The organism is Xenorhabdus sp. XBWT (assembly GCF_059072735.1).
This window is the reverse complement of record NZ_CM180990.1, coordinates 511,863-527,992: the sequence shown is the minus strand read 5'-3', so window position 1 is coordinate 527,992 and position 16,130 is coordinate 511,863. Positions and strand designations below refer to the sequence as shown.

The window sequence follows — 16,130 nt, the reverse complement described above, 5'->3', positions numbered from 1 at the left end:
GAATAATGTCATGCTGATCAAGTTATTGCGCTCTATAATAATAGGGTTATTAATTGCAGCCATTTTGCTGGTCGTCATCCCTTCCCTGCGCCCCAATGGTTTGAAAAATCTCCTGAGCGACAACAACTACAGCGATGAAGTTTATAGCTTTAGCCAAGGCGTTCGACGTGCAGCACCTGCTGTTGTTAATATTTACAGTAGCAGCATGGGTAGTTTCTCCCATGAAAGCCGCGAACTTCAACCTCTCGGTTCCGGCGTCATTATGAGTGAACAAGGCTATATTCTTACAAATAAGCATGTTATCAATAAGGCGGGTTCTATCATTGTCGCTCTGCAAGATGGGCGTTTTTATGAAGCCCTGTTAGTCGGCTCAGATGGCCCGACAGATCTGGCAGTTTTAAAGATTAGTGCAATAAATATTCCCGTAATCCCGATCAATCCGAAACGAGTGCCCCATGTCGGAGATATCGTCCTGGCAATCGGCAATCCATACAATTTGGGACAAACCATCACGCAAGGCATTATCAGTGCCACAGGGCGCGTTGGCCTGAGTCCAACACGTCGCCAGAATTTCCTGCAAACAGATGCGTCAATTAATCAGGGCAACTCCGGCGGAGCGCTGGTCAATACACTGGGAGAATTGGTCGGTATTAATACTCTGACATTCGATAAGTCAGAATTTGGTACAACTCCTGAAGGATTGGGATTTGCCATTCCGGCAAAACTAGCTACAACAATCATGCGGAAGTTGATTCGTGACGGGCGAGTCATTAGGGGATATATAGGCATCACCGCCAAAGAATTACCCTATATCCGTTCATCAGGCAGTAATATCAATCAAATCCAAGGCCTGCGTGTTTTTCAAGTCGCACCGGAAGGGCCTGCTGAAAAAGCGGGTCTCAAAGTTGGGGATATTATTATCAGTGTCAATCACCAACCTGCTATTTCCCCTACTGAAACAATGGATCAAGTTGCAGAGATCCGCCCGGGCAGCGTTGTACCGGTCACCGTTTTGCGTGACGGCACATCTCTCACCCTTAAAGTTACAATCGATGAATTTGATGGTTATTAAAACTGATTTGCTCACATTGGCATTCTGAGCATCAACCCAGCCATAAGCTGTGGAAATAAAGGATTTGAGGTTTCATACTCTTAATTCCCACTCTTATTTTCCCCCGCCTACATCAGGCGAGGGAAAATATTAATCCTGCTTAGTCAGCCGACTTAATACGTTCAATATTTGCACCTAGACCCCGCAGCTTATCTTCAATATGCTCATAGCCTCGGTCGATATGATAAATACGATCGACAATAGTGGTTCCCTCAGCAATACAGCCTGCCAGAACCAAACTTGCCGAAGCTCGCAAATCGGTCGCCATCACCTGAGCACTAGATAGTTTTTCAACTCCGTGGCACAGTACTGTGTTGCTTTCAATTTCAGCACGAGCGCCCATACGGATTAACTCAGGGATATGCATGAAACGATTTTCAAAAATAGTTTCGGTAATCATACCCGCACCATCCGCAACCATGTTCAATAAACTGAATTGAGCCTGCATATCGGTTGGGAAGCCCGGATGCGGAGCCGTACGGAATGTCACGGCCTTAGGGCGCTGGCCGTGCATATCAAGGCTTATCCAATCCTCTCCGACCTTGATATCCGCCCCCGCTTCACGCAATTTGGCTAAAACAGCATCGAGTGTATCGGACTTAGCATTATGGCAAACCACTTTGCCGCGAGAAATCGCAGCCGCCACCAAGAAGGTGCCCGTTTCGATACGGTCAGGCAGTATGCGATAAACGCCGCCACCCAGACGCTCAACACCTTCAATCACAATACGATCAGTACCTGCACCGCTGATTTTTGCCCCCAATATATTGAGGAAGTTCGCCGTATCTTCAATTTCAGGTTCACGCGCCGCATTTTCAATGATCGTTGTGCCTTCCGCCAATGTTGCCGCAGTCATGATGGTCACTGTTGCACCAACACTGACTTTATCCATGACAATATTGGCACCTTTCAGGCGACCATCTACGGTGGCTTTGACATAACCTTCATTCAGCACGATTTGCGCGCCAAGCTGCTCTAATCCGGAGATATGGAGATCAACGGGGCGGGCACCTATGGCACAGCCACCCGGCAAAGAAACCTGCCCCTGGCCGAAGCGCGCCACCAACGGTCCCAATGCCCAGATGGAAGCCCGCATCGTTTTAACCAGTTCATAAGGTGCGCAGTATTCATTGACTCCGCTGGCATCAACAAAAACAGAGCCATTGCGTTCCACTTTCGTTCCCAAGCGATTAAGCAGTTTGATTGTGGTATCAATATCTCTCAATGCAGGAACATTTTGTAACTCAACGGGTTCTTCTGCCAACAGCGCTGCAAACATAATTGGTAGTGCGGCATTTTTTGCCCCGGAAATAGTAACCTCTCCCGACAGGCAGGCAGGCCCTTTCACACGAAATTTATCCATCTGTCATGATTCTCTTATTTAATTCAAAGTGTGCTGTTCGCGACGAGGCAAACAGCCTCAAAATCCTTGAAGCTTACGATCACGCTGCCACTGCACAGGAGTATAAGCCTTGATTGACAACGCATGAATGCGATTATCAGAAATGTATTCCATCAGAGGAGCATAAATAGTCTGCTGTTGTTTGACACGGCTCAGGCCATCAAAAATTGCACCAACAACAATAACCTGAAAATGGCTGCCATCACCGCTAACGATAACTTCATCAAGTGCCAGACTGTCCATCAGCACTTTTTTAATTTCATTAGTATCCATAAATTGCTCACATTCGTCGTTAGAAATTAATAGTAGACGCCTATCCTAATAGAATCCAGACGACTCTTAAACCATGAAAAACGCCCCTGCAAGATGATGGCTTACAGGGGCGCTGTTTATCAAAAATTAAGCTACGCCTTGGGCTGATTTTCCTCAAGAAGGCTTTGCAGGCCATATAACGCGATCAACGTGTTAAGGCGTTCCCCTACACCTGAAAATGACAGTATCCTACCACCTTGCTGATACTCTCCTCTTAAACGGACAAACAGTGCCAGCCCCGTCGAGTCCACATGGCTGAGCAGGGAAACGTCAATATTATCGATTCCTTCCAGCACACTTTCTTTTTTCTGCCAGAGAGGAAGTAAACTGTCGCGATCCAGCATGCCTTTCAGAAATAGCGTATTGCCCGCTTTTTCCCAACTCACCATTTCACTGGCCAGGGTGATATCAGAAGTGCCTTTTTCCATATCACTTTTTCTTTTCTAAAGTGATCGGAACTTTTGCACTGATGGACAGTTGTTCAGTCAAACCGTCAATGCCTTTCTGACGCAAGATATCCATCCATTCATTCTGCTTGGTCGTGATCATGCTCACGCCCTCTGCAATCATATCGTAAGCCTGCCAATTTCCTGTTTTACTGTTTTTACGCCATTGGAAATCCAGACGAACCGGCGGTTGCCCATTAGGATCGCTAATAGTGACACGGATAGCCACGATAGTTTTATCACCCAATGGCTGTTCTGGGGCAATTTCATAATTTTGACCATGATACATCGCCAGAGCCTGACCATATGCCTGTTCCAAATAAGTTTCAAACGCCTTGAAATAAGCATCGCGCTGTTCTGGGGTCGCTTGTTTGTAGTAAGGTCCCAAAACCAGTGCCCCCGCATACTTTACCTGTACGTAAGGCAACAACTCTTCACGCACAATCTGACGCAAAACTTCTGGATTTGACTGTATCCGGGGTTGTTCATTCTTCAAACGGGTAAAGGTTTTTTCCGCCGCGTCTTTCATCAAGGCGTAGGGATTTGTCTGATCCGCTGCACTGACCAGTGGCGCAGCCATCAGCAATGCAACCATGAGCAATCGCTTAAACATAAATGTTATTTCTCCTAAACAGTAGATTGTTGGTTAGTGTGTCTGTTCAGGTGTAGAAGCGGATTTTTCCTGATTTCCGCCACCGCTCTTATACAAGAACTGACCAATCAAATCTTCAAGTACCATAGCAGGCTTGGTGTCTTCAATACGACCACCATCTTTCAACATGAAAGTCCCCAAATCCTGATCATCAAACCCGACATTGAGTGAGATGTATTGTTCACCCAGCAACCCTGAGGTTCGGATAGACAAAGAGCTTGTATTCGGAATATTGTCGTATTGAGTGAAAATATCCAATGCAACCTGCGGCGTATAAGTTTTATGATCCAACCAAATTTTTTCTACACGACCAATCACCACTCCGCCAACTTTCACTGGCGAACGTATCTTCAGCCCACCAATATTGTCAAATGCGGCATATACGCGATAAGTTGTCTGACTGCCGAAAGATCGGATATCCGCCACTTTCAGACATAAGAAAATGATTGCCGCCAACGCAATCAAAACAAAAGCACCAACCCAAATTTCATTTTTCTTGCTTTGCATCGAATTAGTTCCCAAACATCAGTGCTGTCAGCACAAAATCCAAACCCAATACCGCCAACGACGCATGAACTACCGTGCGTGTTGTTGCCCTGCTGATCCCTTCCGATGTTGGGATAGCATCATAACCATTGAACAGCGCAATCCACGTTATCGTGATGGCAAAAACGACACTCTTAAGAAAACAGTTAACCAGGTCTTTTTCCCATTCCACCGCTGATTGCATGGATGACCAAAAAAAGCCGCCATCAATGCCTTTCCAGTCTACACCGACTATCGCGCCCCCTATGATCCCAACGGCAACAAAGATCAGTGACAGCAAAGGCATACTAATAAAACCCGCCCAAAAACGAGGGGCAATGACACGACGCAACGGATCAACAGCCATCATTTCCAAACTGGAGAGCTGTTCCGTGGCTTTCATCAAACCAATTTCTGCGGTCAGCGCTGAACCTGCCCTGCCTGCAAACAACAGTGCTGTCACTACAGGTCCCAATTCACGCAACAGTGATAACGCCACCATCATGCCAAGGCTGCCTTCAGCACTAAATGTGGTCAAAACCAGATAACCCTGCAAAGCCAAAACCATGCCGATAAATAATCCTGAAACCACAATGATCAGCAGAGATTGAACACCTACGCTATAAAGTTGCTGACGCAATAGTGTCCATTGCTTGGCAGGCTCTGGTTTACCAAAAATTGCGCCAAACAGCATGAAGCCCGCACGACCAAATGAAGCTGTAATTTCAATTGCACGTCTGCCCAACGCTGCCAATGCCCGTGTTAACATCAACATTCCATTATCCTAATAACTCAGTTTTATAATCCCCGGCAGGGAAACGGAAAGGTACTGGCCCATCAGCAACACCATCAAGAAATTGCCGTACCCGTTGCTCCTGATTCGCTCTCAACTGTTCAGGAGTGCCTTCTGCTATCACTTTCTGTTCAGCCACGATATAAGCATAATCAGCAATACTCAGCACTTCAGGCACATCATGCGAAACAACAACACACGTAACCCCAAGCGCATGATTAAGCTCGTCAATCAGTTTCACCAAAACCCCCATTGTGATTGGGTCTTGACCAACGAATGGCTCATCAAACATGATTAAGTCTGGATCGAGCGCGATCGCCCTCGCCAATGCCGCTCGTCTGGCCATGCCGCCTGACAGTTCCGATGGCATCAAATAAGCCGCGCCACGTAAACCCACCGCTTCCAATTTCATCATCACAGTAGTATGAATCAATTCTTCTGGCAGTTGGGTATGCTCACGCAGAGGAAAAGCGACATTGTCAAAAACATTTAGATCAGTAAACAATGCCCCTGACTGGAATAACATGCTCATTTTCTTGCGCGCCGCATAAAGACGCGAGCGGGACAATGCGGGAATATTATCACCATCAAACCAAATTTCACCGCGTTCAGGGCGAATTTGTCCCCCAATCAGACGTAATAGGGTTGTTTTTCCTATGCCGGAAGGCCCCATGATGGCAGTCACTTTTCCTTTCGGGATGGTCATATTAATATCAGCAAAAATCGGGCGTTGACCTCGGGTAAAATGCATTCCACAGATCTCAATAAGATTTGCTGTTTGTTGATTCATTATTAATAGCCCCTAACCGTTAGTAGAACTGTCTTATTTACTGTATTTAAATAGTCAATCATGCATACTACAAAAAAATTGCCCAATTTGCGTTAGCAAAGTTGCGACAAATTTTACTTTTTATCTCTTGACCGTCAGAATGTATAAGTTTAGCTGAATAAACATTTTATGTTTAAAAATCAACCATCATTAGCATTATGCTCGGAATAAATCTTATTTAAGGGACACACCATGTTTCTGACTATTGTATTGCTCATTACCGGGTTGATTTTACTGGTGTATGGTTCTGATAGATTAGTTTATGGTGCTGCGGTTTTTTCCCGCTCCCTGAAAATTCCCCCCTTCATTATTGGTCTGGTCATTATGGGGATCGGAACATCACTGCCAGAACTGATGGTTTCTGTCACAGCAATTTTAGACGGGATGCCGGACATGGCGGTGGGCAATGCAATTGGTTCCAATATTACGAACCTGCTGCTGATTACAGGAGCAGCGGCGTTCATCAGGCCAATCACGGTAAAATCGGATATCCTCCGGCGGGAACTGCCCCTGATGCTGCTAATCACCGCCTTTGCTGGATATCTAATCTCCAACAGCTATTTGAGCCGCATGGATGGTATTCTTCTGTCACTTTCTGCCTTTTTCTTCATCGCGCTGATGATTAAAATGACGGCCTTATCCCAATATGACGGGGTTGATAGCTATACCCAAGAACGAGATTCAGAATTGCCTGTCGAAGGCAACAAAGGCATTGCTCTTCTATGGGTTCTGCTGGGGTTAATTATCCTGCCCATCTCTACCCGAATGGTGATTGACAATGCCATCGTCATTGCGCGGATTTATGGCATCAGTGAATTGATTATTGGTCTGACAATCCTTGCCGTGGGCACCAGCCTGCCGGAGCTTGCCACCGCCATTGCAGCCGCCATAAAAGGTGAGAATGATATGGCGATGGGCAACATCATTGGCTCAAATATATTCAATGTTACCCTCGTGTTGGGTATTCCCGCCATACTTTCTCCCAGTGTCATTTCACCCGATGCTTTTTCCCGGGATTTTTGGGTCATGATGGCAGCCAGTGTACTATTCACGGTATTCTGTCTGGGAAGAAAGCATCGATTGAACCGATTGAATGGTATTCTGTTATTGGGCTGTTTTATCGTTTATTTTATCGTACTTTTTATTTCTAATTATTACTGTACTGAATTACGGTATTAATTTATTGCTGATTGAGTGGGAAGTAGAAATGCCTAAAATCGATTTTCAACAAGCAGGTAAAAAAGTATTACACATCGAACTTGATGGACTAGCCGATCTGGAACAATACATTAATGACGATTTCAGCCAGGCCTGTGAATTAATGTTTGGTTGTGAAGGAAAAGTCATTGTCATGGGAATGGGAAAATCCGGTCACATTGGGCGAAAGATCGCAGCGACATTTGCCAGTACCGGTACTCCTTCATTTTTTGTCCATCCCGGCGAAGCCAGCCATGGCGATCTCGGCATGGTGACACAAAAAGATATTGTGCTGGCAATCTCAAATTCTGGTGAGTCAAATGAAATTCTGGCTTTGATTTCTGTGCTTAAGAGACAAAAAGTTCCACTCATCTGCATGACCAACAATCGTAGCAGTAGTATGGGAAAAGCCGCAGATATCCATTTATGTATTAAGACCTCTCAGGAAGCCTGTCCATTGGGGCTGGCGCCGACGACCAGTACAACAGCAACACTTGTCATGGGAGATGCTTTGGCCATTGCGCTTTTGCAAGCCCGTGGTTTTACTGCTGAAGACTTCGCCCTCTCCCATCCCGGTGGCACGCTCGGACGCAAACTCTTGTTGCTGGTCAGTGATTTAATGACTGTCGGTGATGATATTCCCCATGTTTCCCGTAATGCGACTTTACGCGAAGGTCTGGTGGAAATTACCCGAAAGAAACTGGGGATGACGGTTATCTGCGATGATGACATGCAAATCCAGGGTATTTTTACCGATGGTGATTTGCGCCGTGTTTTCGATATGGGTATCGATTTAAACAACGCAAAAATTGCTGATGTCATGACTACTGGCGGTATCCGCATCAAATCCAATTCACTGGCTGTTGATGCCTTAAATCTGATGCAATCACGCCACATCACGTCTTTGCTGGTCACAGAAGGAGACAAATTGCTTGGTGTACTGCATATGCATGATCTTTTACAGGCCGGGGTTGTATAAACGAATTGTATAAAACAATCGCATAAAATAATCACATAAAACAAGTTTGATGCAAACAGGTATAGTATACCCAGTCGCTTTCAAGTTGCCGCACAGCCAGTAAAGCAGCAACTTGAAAGATGAAGGATATAAACCTTAAGAGAATTCCTTAATGAATCAAAGAGATTATCTGGACACCTGCTATGGCCCAGTCAGCAAAGATATTATCGAAAAAGCCCGTAAAATCCGTCTTCTAATCTGTGATGTGGATGGTGTAATGTCTGATGGGTTGATCTATATGGGCAATGAGGGAGAAGAACTGAAAGCCTTTAATGTTCGTGATGGTTATGGTATCCGTTGTTTAATCACTTCTGGTATTGAAGTTGCCATTATTACCGGCCGCAAAGCAAAACTGCTAGAAAATCGAGCTGAAACACTGGGTATTACACATCTTTACCAAGGTCAGAGCGATAAGATTTTGGCGTATAAAGAACTGTTGGATAAACTAGTGTTACAGTCAGATCAAATTGCCTATATTGGTGATGACCTTATTGACTGGCCTGTCATGGCACAAGTTGGATTATCTGTTGCGGTTGCTGATGCCCATCCACTGCTGTTGCCAAAGGCAGATTATGTGACTCGGATTGCAGGCGGTCGTGGTGCAGTCAGGGAACTTTGTGATTTGGTACTCTTCGCTCAGAATAAGCTGGAAGGTGCCAAAGGGTTATCCATATAAACTAAAACTGAAAAAGAATGAGCAAAATTCAATCCTGGTTGATCGCAATACTCGGACTTATCGCACTTGCGCTAATTGGCTGGAATTTATCGAATGTAAATGACGACTCTTCATCATCCATCGTAGATGACGGTTATCCCACTTATCAAACACAGGAAGCGGTTACCTTTGTCCATGATCCGGAGGGCAAACTGCTTTACAAATTAGTGGCCGATGATGTCAAAAATTTCGCTGATACGAAGCTGACTTGGTTTACCAAGCCCGTATTAACAACATATGACTCCAACAATCCCTCAGACTCCCGGAAAGCCACATGGACAGTCAGTGCCGATAAAGCCAGACTAACTAATGACAATATGCTCTATCTGTATGGGAATGTCCTAGTGAATAGCCTGAACGATGCATCACAATTGCAGAAAATCACAACAGATAATGCGACCGTTAATCTTACAACACAAGATGTAGCGTCCGATGATCAAGTCACTCTCACTGGGGTTGGTCTGAAATCTGTTGGCATGAAAATGCGCGGCAATCTGCGAAACAAAACCGCTGAACTGATTGAAAAGGTGACTACCCGATATGAGATTCCACATGAACAACCTAATCCGTAATACCGTTATTGCCAGTACCTTTTTTGCTGTCAGCTTGCCCGTACTGGCCTTGAAAGATGATACGAAACAACCCATTACCATCGACTCTGCAAGACAGTCACTGGATTTAACAGGGAACGTTGCCACATTTACGGACAGTGTCATAGTAAAGCAAGGTTCAATTGACATTCATGCTGATAAAGTCGTTGTCACTCGTCCAGATGGGGATTCGAATAAAACGGTCATTGAAGCCTACGGTAATCCTGCTACTTTCTACCAATTGCAGGATGATGGCAAACCCCTCAAAGGGCATGCAGCAAAGATGCGCTATGAAATGGATAAAGAGCTGATCACATTGACAGGTAATGCCTATCTTGAACAGCTAGACAGTAATATTAAGGGTGACAAAATCACCTACCTCGTGCCGACACAGCAAATGGAAGCCTTTAGTGATAAAGGTAAACATGTCACAACCGTCCTGTTGCCTGCCCAATTACAAGACAAAGGCCCGGGTACCCAAGGCGCTGAAGTTCACAAAAAGAGTAAATAACGACTTATGGCAATACTAAACGCAGCAAATTTGGCAAAGGCATATAAGGGCCGGAAGGTCGTTGAGAACGTCAGCCTGAAAGTAAGGTCAGGAGAAATTGTTGGCTTACTTGGTCCCAACGGTGCAGGCAAGACAACCACTTTCTACATGGTGGTTGGCATTGTTCCACGTGATGCAGGCTCTATCTCCATTGATGAAGAAGACATCAGCTTATTGCCGCTACATGAACGCGCCCGACGTGGAATAGGGTATTTACCGCAAGAAGCTTCAATCTTCCGCCGCCTGAGCGTCTTCGACAACTTGATGGCCGTCCTTGAGATCCGCAAAGACCTTAACAAAGAACAACGAAAAACGCGCGCAGAAGAGTTGATGGAAGAGTTTCATATCTCCCATCTGCGTGATAGCCTTGGGCAATCACTTTCTGGTGGTGAACGCCGCCGCGTGGAGATTGCCCGCGCGCTGGCCGCCAATCCCAAATTCATCTTGCTGGATGAGCCTTTTGCCGGTGTTGACCCGATATCCGTATTGGATATCAAAAAGATCATTCAACACCTGCGAGACTGCGGATTGGGTGTCCTGATTACTGACCACAATGTCCGTGAAACACTGGATGTCTGTGAACGTGCTTATATCGTCAGTCAAGGTCACTTGATTGCCCACGGCAGCCCTGATGACATCCTTAATAACGAGCAAGTAAAACGCGTCTATCTGGGTGAAGGCTTCCGCCTTTGATTCTGATTTTTCTGTCAGGCGTAATTTAAGGGATCATTCAAGCTAGATTAAGGAGAAAGTAGTAACGCTATGAAGCAAAGTTTGCAACTCAGGCTCAGTCAACAACTGACGATGACGCCCCAGCTCCAGCAAGCTATCCGTTTGTTGCAACTTTCTACGCTTGAGCTTCAGCAAGAAATCCAACAGGCACTTGAAACTAATCCACTGCTTGAACAAGATGAGCTGCATCAGGAAGTGGAGAATCGAGATCTTCCAGAAACTGAAATGGAAGTAATGGATACCCGCGAAGCGCTTGAACAGAAAGATATGCCCAAAGAGCTGCCACTGGATACCAGTTGGGATGAAATTTATACCGCTGGTACGCCTTCAGGAAGCCACAGTGATCACGGTGATGATGACTTTCCCGTTTATCAAGGGGAAACAACCCAGACACTCCAAGACTACCTTATGTGGCAGGCAGGATTAACCCCCTTTACTGAGACGGACGCTGCCATTGCCACATCGATCATTGATGCGATTGATGACAGCGGCTATCTGACTGTTTCTACCGAAGAGATCCTTGCCTGCATGGGCGATGATGAACTAACACCGGAAGAAGTCGAAGCTGTTCTCAAGCGCATACAACATTTTGATCCGATTGGGGTTGCCGCCCGTGATTTACGTGAATGCCTGTTTATCCAACTTTCCATGCTGCCACCCGAAACACCTTACTTGAATGAAGCTAAACTCGTCGTTAGTAAGTATCTTGAACTACTGGGTAATCGAGACTTCCGTAATTTATTACGTCAGAGCAAATTAAAAGAAAATGTTCTGAAAGAGGCAATTGATATTATTCAATCACTGGAGCCGAAACCGGGGTTAGTAGTCAATACCGGTGAGTCCGAGTATGTTATTCCAGATGTATTGGCGCAAAAAGAAAATGACAGCTGGCAAGTCAGGCTGAATACCGATAGCATCCCCCGCCTGCGTATCAACCAACACTATGCAGCACTGGGACAGTTAGCCCATAATGAAAGTGACAGCCTCTTCATTCGCAATAACTTGCAAGAGGCTAAATGGCTTATCAAAAGTCTCGAAAGCCGCAATGAGACTTTATTGAAAGTCTCCCGCTGCATTGTTGGGCGGCAGCAAGATTTTTTTGAATATGGTGAGGAGCATATGAAACCGCTGGTCTTGGCCGATATTGCCTATCAGGTTGATATGCATGAATCCACCATTTCACGTGTGACGACCCAGAAGTATCTGTATAGTCCGCGAGGTATTTTTGAGCTTAAATATTTTTTCTCCAGCCATGTCAATACCGATAGCGGAGGCGAAGCCTCTTCTACCGCAATACGTGCCCTGGTGAAAAAACTGGTCGCGGCAGAAAATCCGGCCAAGCCCCTGAGTGACAATAAATTGACCAGCATGCTGGCCGACCAAGGCATTCAGGTGGCACGCCGAACTGTCGCAAAATATAGAGAGTCGTTATCCATCCCGCCTTCAAACCAACGTAAAAAGCTGGTTTGAACAACACAGAGAAGGAAAACACTATGCAACTCAATGTCACAGGCCACAATATTGAAATCACAGATGCACTGCGCAACATTGTGAACACCAAATGCGGCAAACTGGATCAATATTTCGATAAGATTAACCTCATTCAGGTCACCCTCCGAGTGGAAAAAGTGCAAAAAATCGCGGAAGCCACAGTGCACATCAACGGAGGTGAGTTGCATGCCACCTCAGAGCATGAAGACATGTATGCGGCAATTGATGCATTGGCAGATAAACTCGCTCGTCAATTGACCAAACACAAAAGTAAATTGAGACAACATTAACAGTTTCCAGACAACGGGGCCGTCATAAAATTACACTGTTCTGTCTGGAAGCAGTGCATTAATACCAGATGCCTTGAGGCATCTGGTATCACAAGGCTCTAAGTGAATAAAGAAATGAACAACGAAACAGATTTACCGCTAAGCTCAGTGCTTTCACCCGAATGTACACGCAATAACGTACCTTGTTCGAGTAAGAAGCGAGCCTTAGAGATTATCAGTGAGCTAGCATCAAAACAGCTTGAATTACCGGAAAATACCGTGTTCGAAGCCATTCTTTCCCGCGAAAAAGTAGGCACAACAGGCATCGGCAACGGGGTTGCGATCCCACACGGCAAATTAGACAAGGAATGCTCACACAATGCCGTTGGCGTGTTTTTGCATCTGGAGCACCCTATTACTTTTGATGCCATTGATAATCAGCCTGTTGACTTACTGTTCGCTTTATTGGTGCCATCAGACCAGTGTCAAACCCATTTACACTCGCTATCATTAATAGCAAAGCGCCTTGCAGATAAAAACCTTTGCCGTCGCCTGCGTTCAGCACAGAGTGACGAAGAGCTATATAAAATTATTACTGAATAAATAACTAATACAATTATAAACATTTAGGAGAGTCACCTCATGGTGCTGATGATAGTCAGTGGTCGTTCAGGTTCTGGTAAGTCCGTTGCTCTGCGGGCGCTGGAAGATATGGGTTTCTATTGCGTAGATAACCTGCCGGTCGTGTTGTTGCCAGAACTGGCAAGCACACTGGCTGAACGCAACATTTCCGCTGCGGTTAGCATTGATGTCAGAAACATGCCGGAGTCGCCGGAAATTTTCGAAGAAGCTTTGACACAATTACCTGACAGTTTTTCACCACAGCTTCTGTTTCTTGACGCTGATCGCAATACACTGATCCGCCGTTACAGTGACACCCGCCGTTTGCACCCACTTTCCAGCAAAAACCTGTCACTGGAAAGTGCGATTGACCAAGAAAGCGACCTGCTGGAGCCCCTGCGTTCACGCGCCGACTTAATCATCGACACATCTGAAATGTCCGTTCACGAACTGGCAGAAATGCTCAGGACACGTTTACTGGGTAAACGTGAACGTGAACTGACTATGGTATTTGAATCATTTGGTTTTAAACATGGTATCCCAATTGATGCAGACTATGTTTTCGATGTGCGTTTCCTGCCAAACCCTCACTGGGACCCAAAACTGCGTCCAATGACCGGTCTGGATCGCCCTGTTGCCGCATTCCTGGATCGCCATACCGAGGTTCATAACTTTATTTACCAAACCCGCAGTTACCTTGAACTTTGGTTGCCCATGCTGGAAACCAACAACCGCAGCTACCTGACTGTAGCCGTCGGCTGTACGGGCGGTAAACATCGTTCTGTCTATGTTGCTGAACAGTTAGCAGATTATTTCCGTTCCCGTGGTAAAAATGTGCAATCACGTCACCGCACACTGGAAAAACGCAAATAATATCAATAATGCAGGCCATAATAGTGACAGTCAAACAAAGACTTGAGATCAAAAATCGGCTCGGAATGCATGCACGGCCTGCCATGAAACTACATGATCTTGTGCAACAGTTTCAATCGCAGGTCATTTTGCGCAACAGCAGCAATATTCAGGCTGAAGCCAGTAGCGTCATTGCCATGCTGATGCTGGATTCTGAGCAGGGCAGTTACATTGAAGTAGAAGCAAGCGGGAAGGATGAACAGCAAGCGCTGACTGCCATCATAGCACTTTTCAATGCAGGATTTGATGAGGAATAATTACCCTTTTTTAACTCCATCCCCTCATTCTCAAAGCTGAGAAAACGCAACTTTCAGCTTTGGGTCTCTGTTTTATCCCTACCCGGATTAGTGCAGACGATAATAAACGGAATGATGATCAAAATGGTTTTGTTGGTAAATACTTGCCATCCAGTGTAATGACTGCACGTTCACCACCCTCAGGATCGACCACTTTTTTCACGTCTAATCTGAAATTGATAGCGCTGATAATGCCATCCCCGAATTTTTCATGAACCAGTGCTTTTAATGTTGTACCGTAAACCTGCAACATTTCATAGAAACGATACATGGTCGGGTCAGTCGGGATACGATCATCAATGCTGCCACGAACAGGAATAGTCTGTAGTAACAGCACATCATCACTGTCCAGATCCAGTTTTTGACCGACCATAACCGCAATCTCTTTAGGCAGCGGATGCTGGCCTAAGATTGCTGCGGTAACGAACGCTTCGGTCAAACCGGTATCATCTGCAATTTCTGCAAATGACAGATCTTTCTTCGCTTTGATAGCTAAGATTTTGTCAGCTAATGTTAAACGGACTTCACGACTGATTTGTGACTGGATCATAGCAATGCCTCGTTAAGAAAATGAATTAAGCTGTGATTATTTACGTGCAGGGGAGATTACGCGCATTATTTTATAAATAAAAAGTCTCATTCATAATGACGATCATTCAAAAAAATAATGAGTCAACAAAATGAATTTACGTCATATCTGGTATTTTTTAGCGGTTGCTGAGCAACAAAGTTTTACCCGTGCCGCAGACGTTTTGCACATATCACAACCCGCATTGTCACAACAAATCAAAATATTAGAGAAGAATCTTGGCATTCAGTTATTTGATCGCACAGGACGAAATACGCGCCTGACGGATACAGGAGAGGTCTATGTACAATATGTACGTCGCGCTTTTCAGTGTCTGGAAGAAGGAAAACGCGCTATTCATGATGTTGAAGATCTTAGCCGGGGAACCCTGCGAATAGCCGTTACACCAACGTTTACCAATTATTTTATAGGGCCATTAGTCGCTGATTTTTATTCACGATATCCGGACATTACGTTACAACTACAAGAAATATCCCAGAAAAAAATAAAGGGGATGTTACTTAATGATGATATTGATATCGGCATTGCCTTTGAAGAAAGCCATTCATCAGACATCACTACAATAAAGTTGATGACAGAAACATTAGCAGTTGTGGTTGCTGATCAGCATCCATTAGCGCATCAAGCATCGATTACTTTTAACGAACTTCATCATGAAAAACTTATTCTGCTGCGTCCTGAATTTGTCACCCGGGCGCAAATTGATCACCTGTTTTGTCAGCGGGATATCAAACCAAAAGTACAAATGGAGATGAGTTCGATTAGTGCTATTTTGGAAGTTATTCGCCGGACATCACTTGTAACACTGCTTCCCGTGGATATTCCTCGTCGGGATAATGGATTGGTTACTATTCCATTAGTGGCTGATGAGCCAAGAAGAACAGCGGTATTAATGCAACGTTATGGGGCATGGCAAACAGCAGCAGCACGGGCATTTATTGCTATGGCGCAAGAGTTTTCTGCAAAAATACATTTATGAGCGTTACACCACTAGTACGATTCAAGCTCACAGTACAAGCTGCCTAGATCCGTACCATTTTAAAATGTCGGGCTGGAATGTGACTGATATAGCGCCTCTAC

At 45.2% G+C, this 16,130-nt stretch carries 21 protein-coding genes; 13 read left to right on the top strand and 8 right to left on the bottom strand.

Annotated elements, in window-relative coordinates:
• Positions 1-10: 10 nt before the first annotated feature.
• Positions 11-1,072 carry an outer membrane-stress sensor serine endopeptidase DegS gene (gene degS, locus AC5JQI_RS02300; RefSeq protein WP_323853872.1) on the top strand — a complete coding sequence of 354 codons (1,062 nt, stop codon included), beginning with the start codon at positions 11-13 and terminating at the stop codon, positions 1,070-1,072.
• 139 nt (positions 1,073-1,211) lie between these two features.
• On the opposite strand, the gene murA is transcribed toward degS, so the two are convergent.
• From murA to mlaF, 7 genes are all read right to left on the bottom strand, one after another.
• Entirely contained in the window at positions 1,212-2,474 is a 1,263-nt protein-coding gene (gene murA, locus AC5JQI_RS02295; protein ID WP_493913586.1) for a UDP-N-acetylglucosamine 1-carboxyvinyltransferase, read from the bottom strand.
• Positions 2,475-2,531: 57 nt separating this feature from the next.
• Positions 2,532-2,786, bottom strand: a complete 255-nt coding sequence (gene ibaG / locus AC5JQI_RS02290) for a BolA family iron metabolism protein IbaG (RefSeq protein WP_493913585.1) — start codon at positions 2,784-2,786, stop codon at positions 2,532-2,534.
• Between the two features lie 131 nt (positions 2,787-2,917).
• Positions 2,918-3,253 carry a lipid asymmetry maintenance protein MlaB gene (gene mlaB, locus AC5JQI_RS02285; RefSeq protein WP_493913584.1) on the bottom strand — a complete coding sequence of 112 codons (336 nt, stop codon included), beginning with the start codon at positions 3,251-3,253 and terminating at the stop codon, positions 2,918-2,920.
• 1 nt (position 3,254) lies between these two features.
• A complete protein-coding gene (gene mlaC / locus AC5JQI_RS02280) occupies positions 3,255-3,884 on the bottom strand; it encodes a phospholipid-binding protein MlaC (RefSeq protein ID WP_493913583.1) in 630 nt (209 codons plus the stop codon).
• Between the two features lie 33 nt (positions 3,885-3,917).
• The gene (gene mlaD, locus AC5JQI_RS02275) at positions 3,918-4,430 is read right to left on the bottom strand and encodes an outer membrane lipid asymmetry maintenance protein MlaD (protein ID WP_323853875.1); all 513 of its coding nucleotides are present in this window, start codon (positions 4,428-4,430) and stop codon (positions 3,918-3,920) included.
• 4 nt (positions 4,431-4,434) lie between these two features.
• Entirely contained in the window at positions 4,435-5,217 is a 783-nt protein-coding gene (gene mlaE / locus AC5JQI_RS02270; RefSeq protein ID WP_237386573.1) for a lipid asymmetry maintenance ABC transporter permease subunit MlaE, read from the bottom strand.
• A gap of 10 nt (positions 5,218-5,227) precedes the next feature.
• On the bottom strand, positions 5,228-6,031 hold the full coding sequence (mlaF, locus tag AC5JQI_RS02265; protein WP_493913582.1) for a phospholipid ABC transporter ATP-binding protein MlaF: 804 nt from the start codon (positions 6,029-6,031) through the stop codon (positions 5,228-5,230).
• 231 nt (positions 6,032-6,262) lie between these two features.
• Here mlaF and AC5JQI_RS02260 point away from each other — a divergent pair, with 231 nt between their 5' ends.
• The 11 genes from AC5JQI_RS02260 (at position 6,263) to npr (ending at position 14,422) form a co-directional block, all read left to right on the top strand.
• Positions 6,263-7,249 (top strand): calcium/sodium antiporter, encoded by a 987-nt coding sequence (locus AC5JQI_RS02260; protein ID WP_493913581.1) that lies wholly within the window; start codon positions 6,263-6,265, stop codon positions 7,247-7,249.
• A 28-nt stretch (positions 7,250-7,277) separates the two neighbouring features.
• Positions 7,278-8,246 carry an arabinose-5-phosphate isomerase KdsD gene (kdsD, locus tag AC5JQI_RS02255; protein ID WP_493913580.1) on the top strand — a complete coding sequence of 323 codons (969 nt, stop codon included), beginning with the start codon at positions 7,278-7,280 and terminating at the stop codon, positions 8,244-8,246.
• A gap of 151 nt (positions 8,247-8,397) precedes the next feature.
• Positions 8,398-8,961, top strand: a complete 564-nt coding sequence (gene kdsC / locus AC5JQI_RS02250; RefSeq protein WP_237386547.1) for a 3-deoxy-manno-octulosonate-8-phosphatase KdsC — start codon at positions 8,398-8,400, stop codon at positions 8,959-8,961.
• A gap of 17 nt (positions 8,962-8,978) precedes the next feature.
• On the top strand, positions 8,979-9,572 hold the full coding sequence (lptC, locus tag AC5JQI_RS02245; protein WP_237386546.1) for an LPS export ABC transporter periplasmic protein LptC: 594 nt from the start codon (positions 8,979-8,981) through the stop codon (positions 9,570-9,572).
• A complete protein-coding gene (lptA, locus tag AC5JQI_RS02240) occupies positions 9,553-10,101 on the top strand; it encodes a lipopolysaccharide ABC transporter substrate-binding protein LptA (protein WP_493913579.1) in 549 nt (182 codons plus the stop codon). Before lptC ends, lptA begins: the two co-directional genes overlap by 20 nt.
• A gap of 6 nt (positions 10,102-10,107) precedes the next feature.
• On the top strand, positions 10,108-10,833 hold the full coding sequence (lptB, locus tag AC5JQI_RS02235; RefSeq protein WP_237386544.1) for an LPS export ABC transporter ATP-binding protein: 726 nt from the start codon (positions 10,108-10,110) through the stop codon (positions 10,831-10,833).
• Between the two features lie 69 nt (positions 10,834-10,902).
• The gene (gene rpoN / locus AC5JQI_RS02230; protein ID WP_493913578.1) at positions 10,903-12,342 is read left to right on the top strand and encodes an RNA polymerase factor sigma-54; all 1,440 of its coding nucleotides are present in this window, start codon (positions 10,903-10,905) and stop codon (positions 12,340-12,342) included.
• Positions 12,343-12,365: 23 nt separating this feature from the next.
• A complete protein-coding gene (hpf, locus tag AC5JQI_RS02225) occupies positions 12,366-12,653 on the top strand; it encodes a ribosome hibernation promoting factor (RefSeq protein ID WP_237386542.1) in 288 nt (95 codons plus the stop codon).
• A gap of 114 nt (positions 12,654-12,767) precedes the next feature.
• A complete protein-coding gene (gene ptsN / locus AC5JQI_RS02220; protein WP_493913577.1) occupies positions 12,768-13,235 on the top strand; it encodes a PTS IIA-like nitrogen regulatory protein PtsN in 468 nt (155 codons plus the stop codon).
• A gap of 39 nt (positions 13,236-13,274) precedes the next feature.
• Positions 13,275-14,126, top strand: coding sequence for an RNase adapter RapZ (gene rapZ / locus AC5JQI_RS02215; protein ID WP_493913576.1), 852 nt, complete (start codon positions 13,275-13,277; stop codon positions 14,124-14,126).
• 23 nt (positions 14,127-14,149) lie between these two features.
• Entirely contained in the window at positions 14,150-14,422 is a 273-nt protein-coding gene (gene npr, locus AC5JQI_RS02210; protein ID WP_237386539.1) for a PTS phosphocarrier protein NPr, read from the top strand.
• A gap of 118 nt (positions 14,423-14,540) precedes the next feature.
• Here npr and cynS read toward each other — a convergent pair whose 3' ends face one another.
• A complete protein-coding gene (cynS, locus tag AC5JQI_RS02205) occupies positions 14,541-15,011 on the bottom strand; it encodes a cyanase (protein WP_493913575.1) in 471 nt (156 codons plus the stop codon).
• Between the two features lie 130 nt (positions 15,012-15,141).
• Here cynS and cynR point away from each other — a divergent pair, with 130 nt between their 5' ends.
• Positions 15,142-16,029, top strand: a complete 888-nt coding sequence (gene cynR / locus AC5JQI_RS02200; protein WP_493913574.1) for a transcriptional regulator CynR — start codon at positions 15,142-15,144, stop codon at positions 16,027-16,029.
• Positions 16,030-16,130 lie beyond the last annotated feature (101 nt).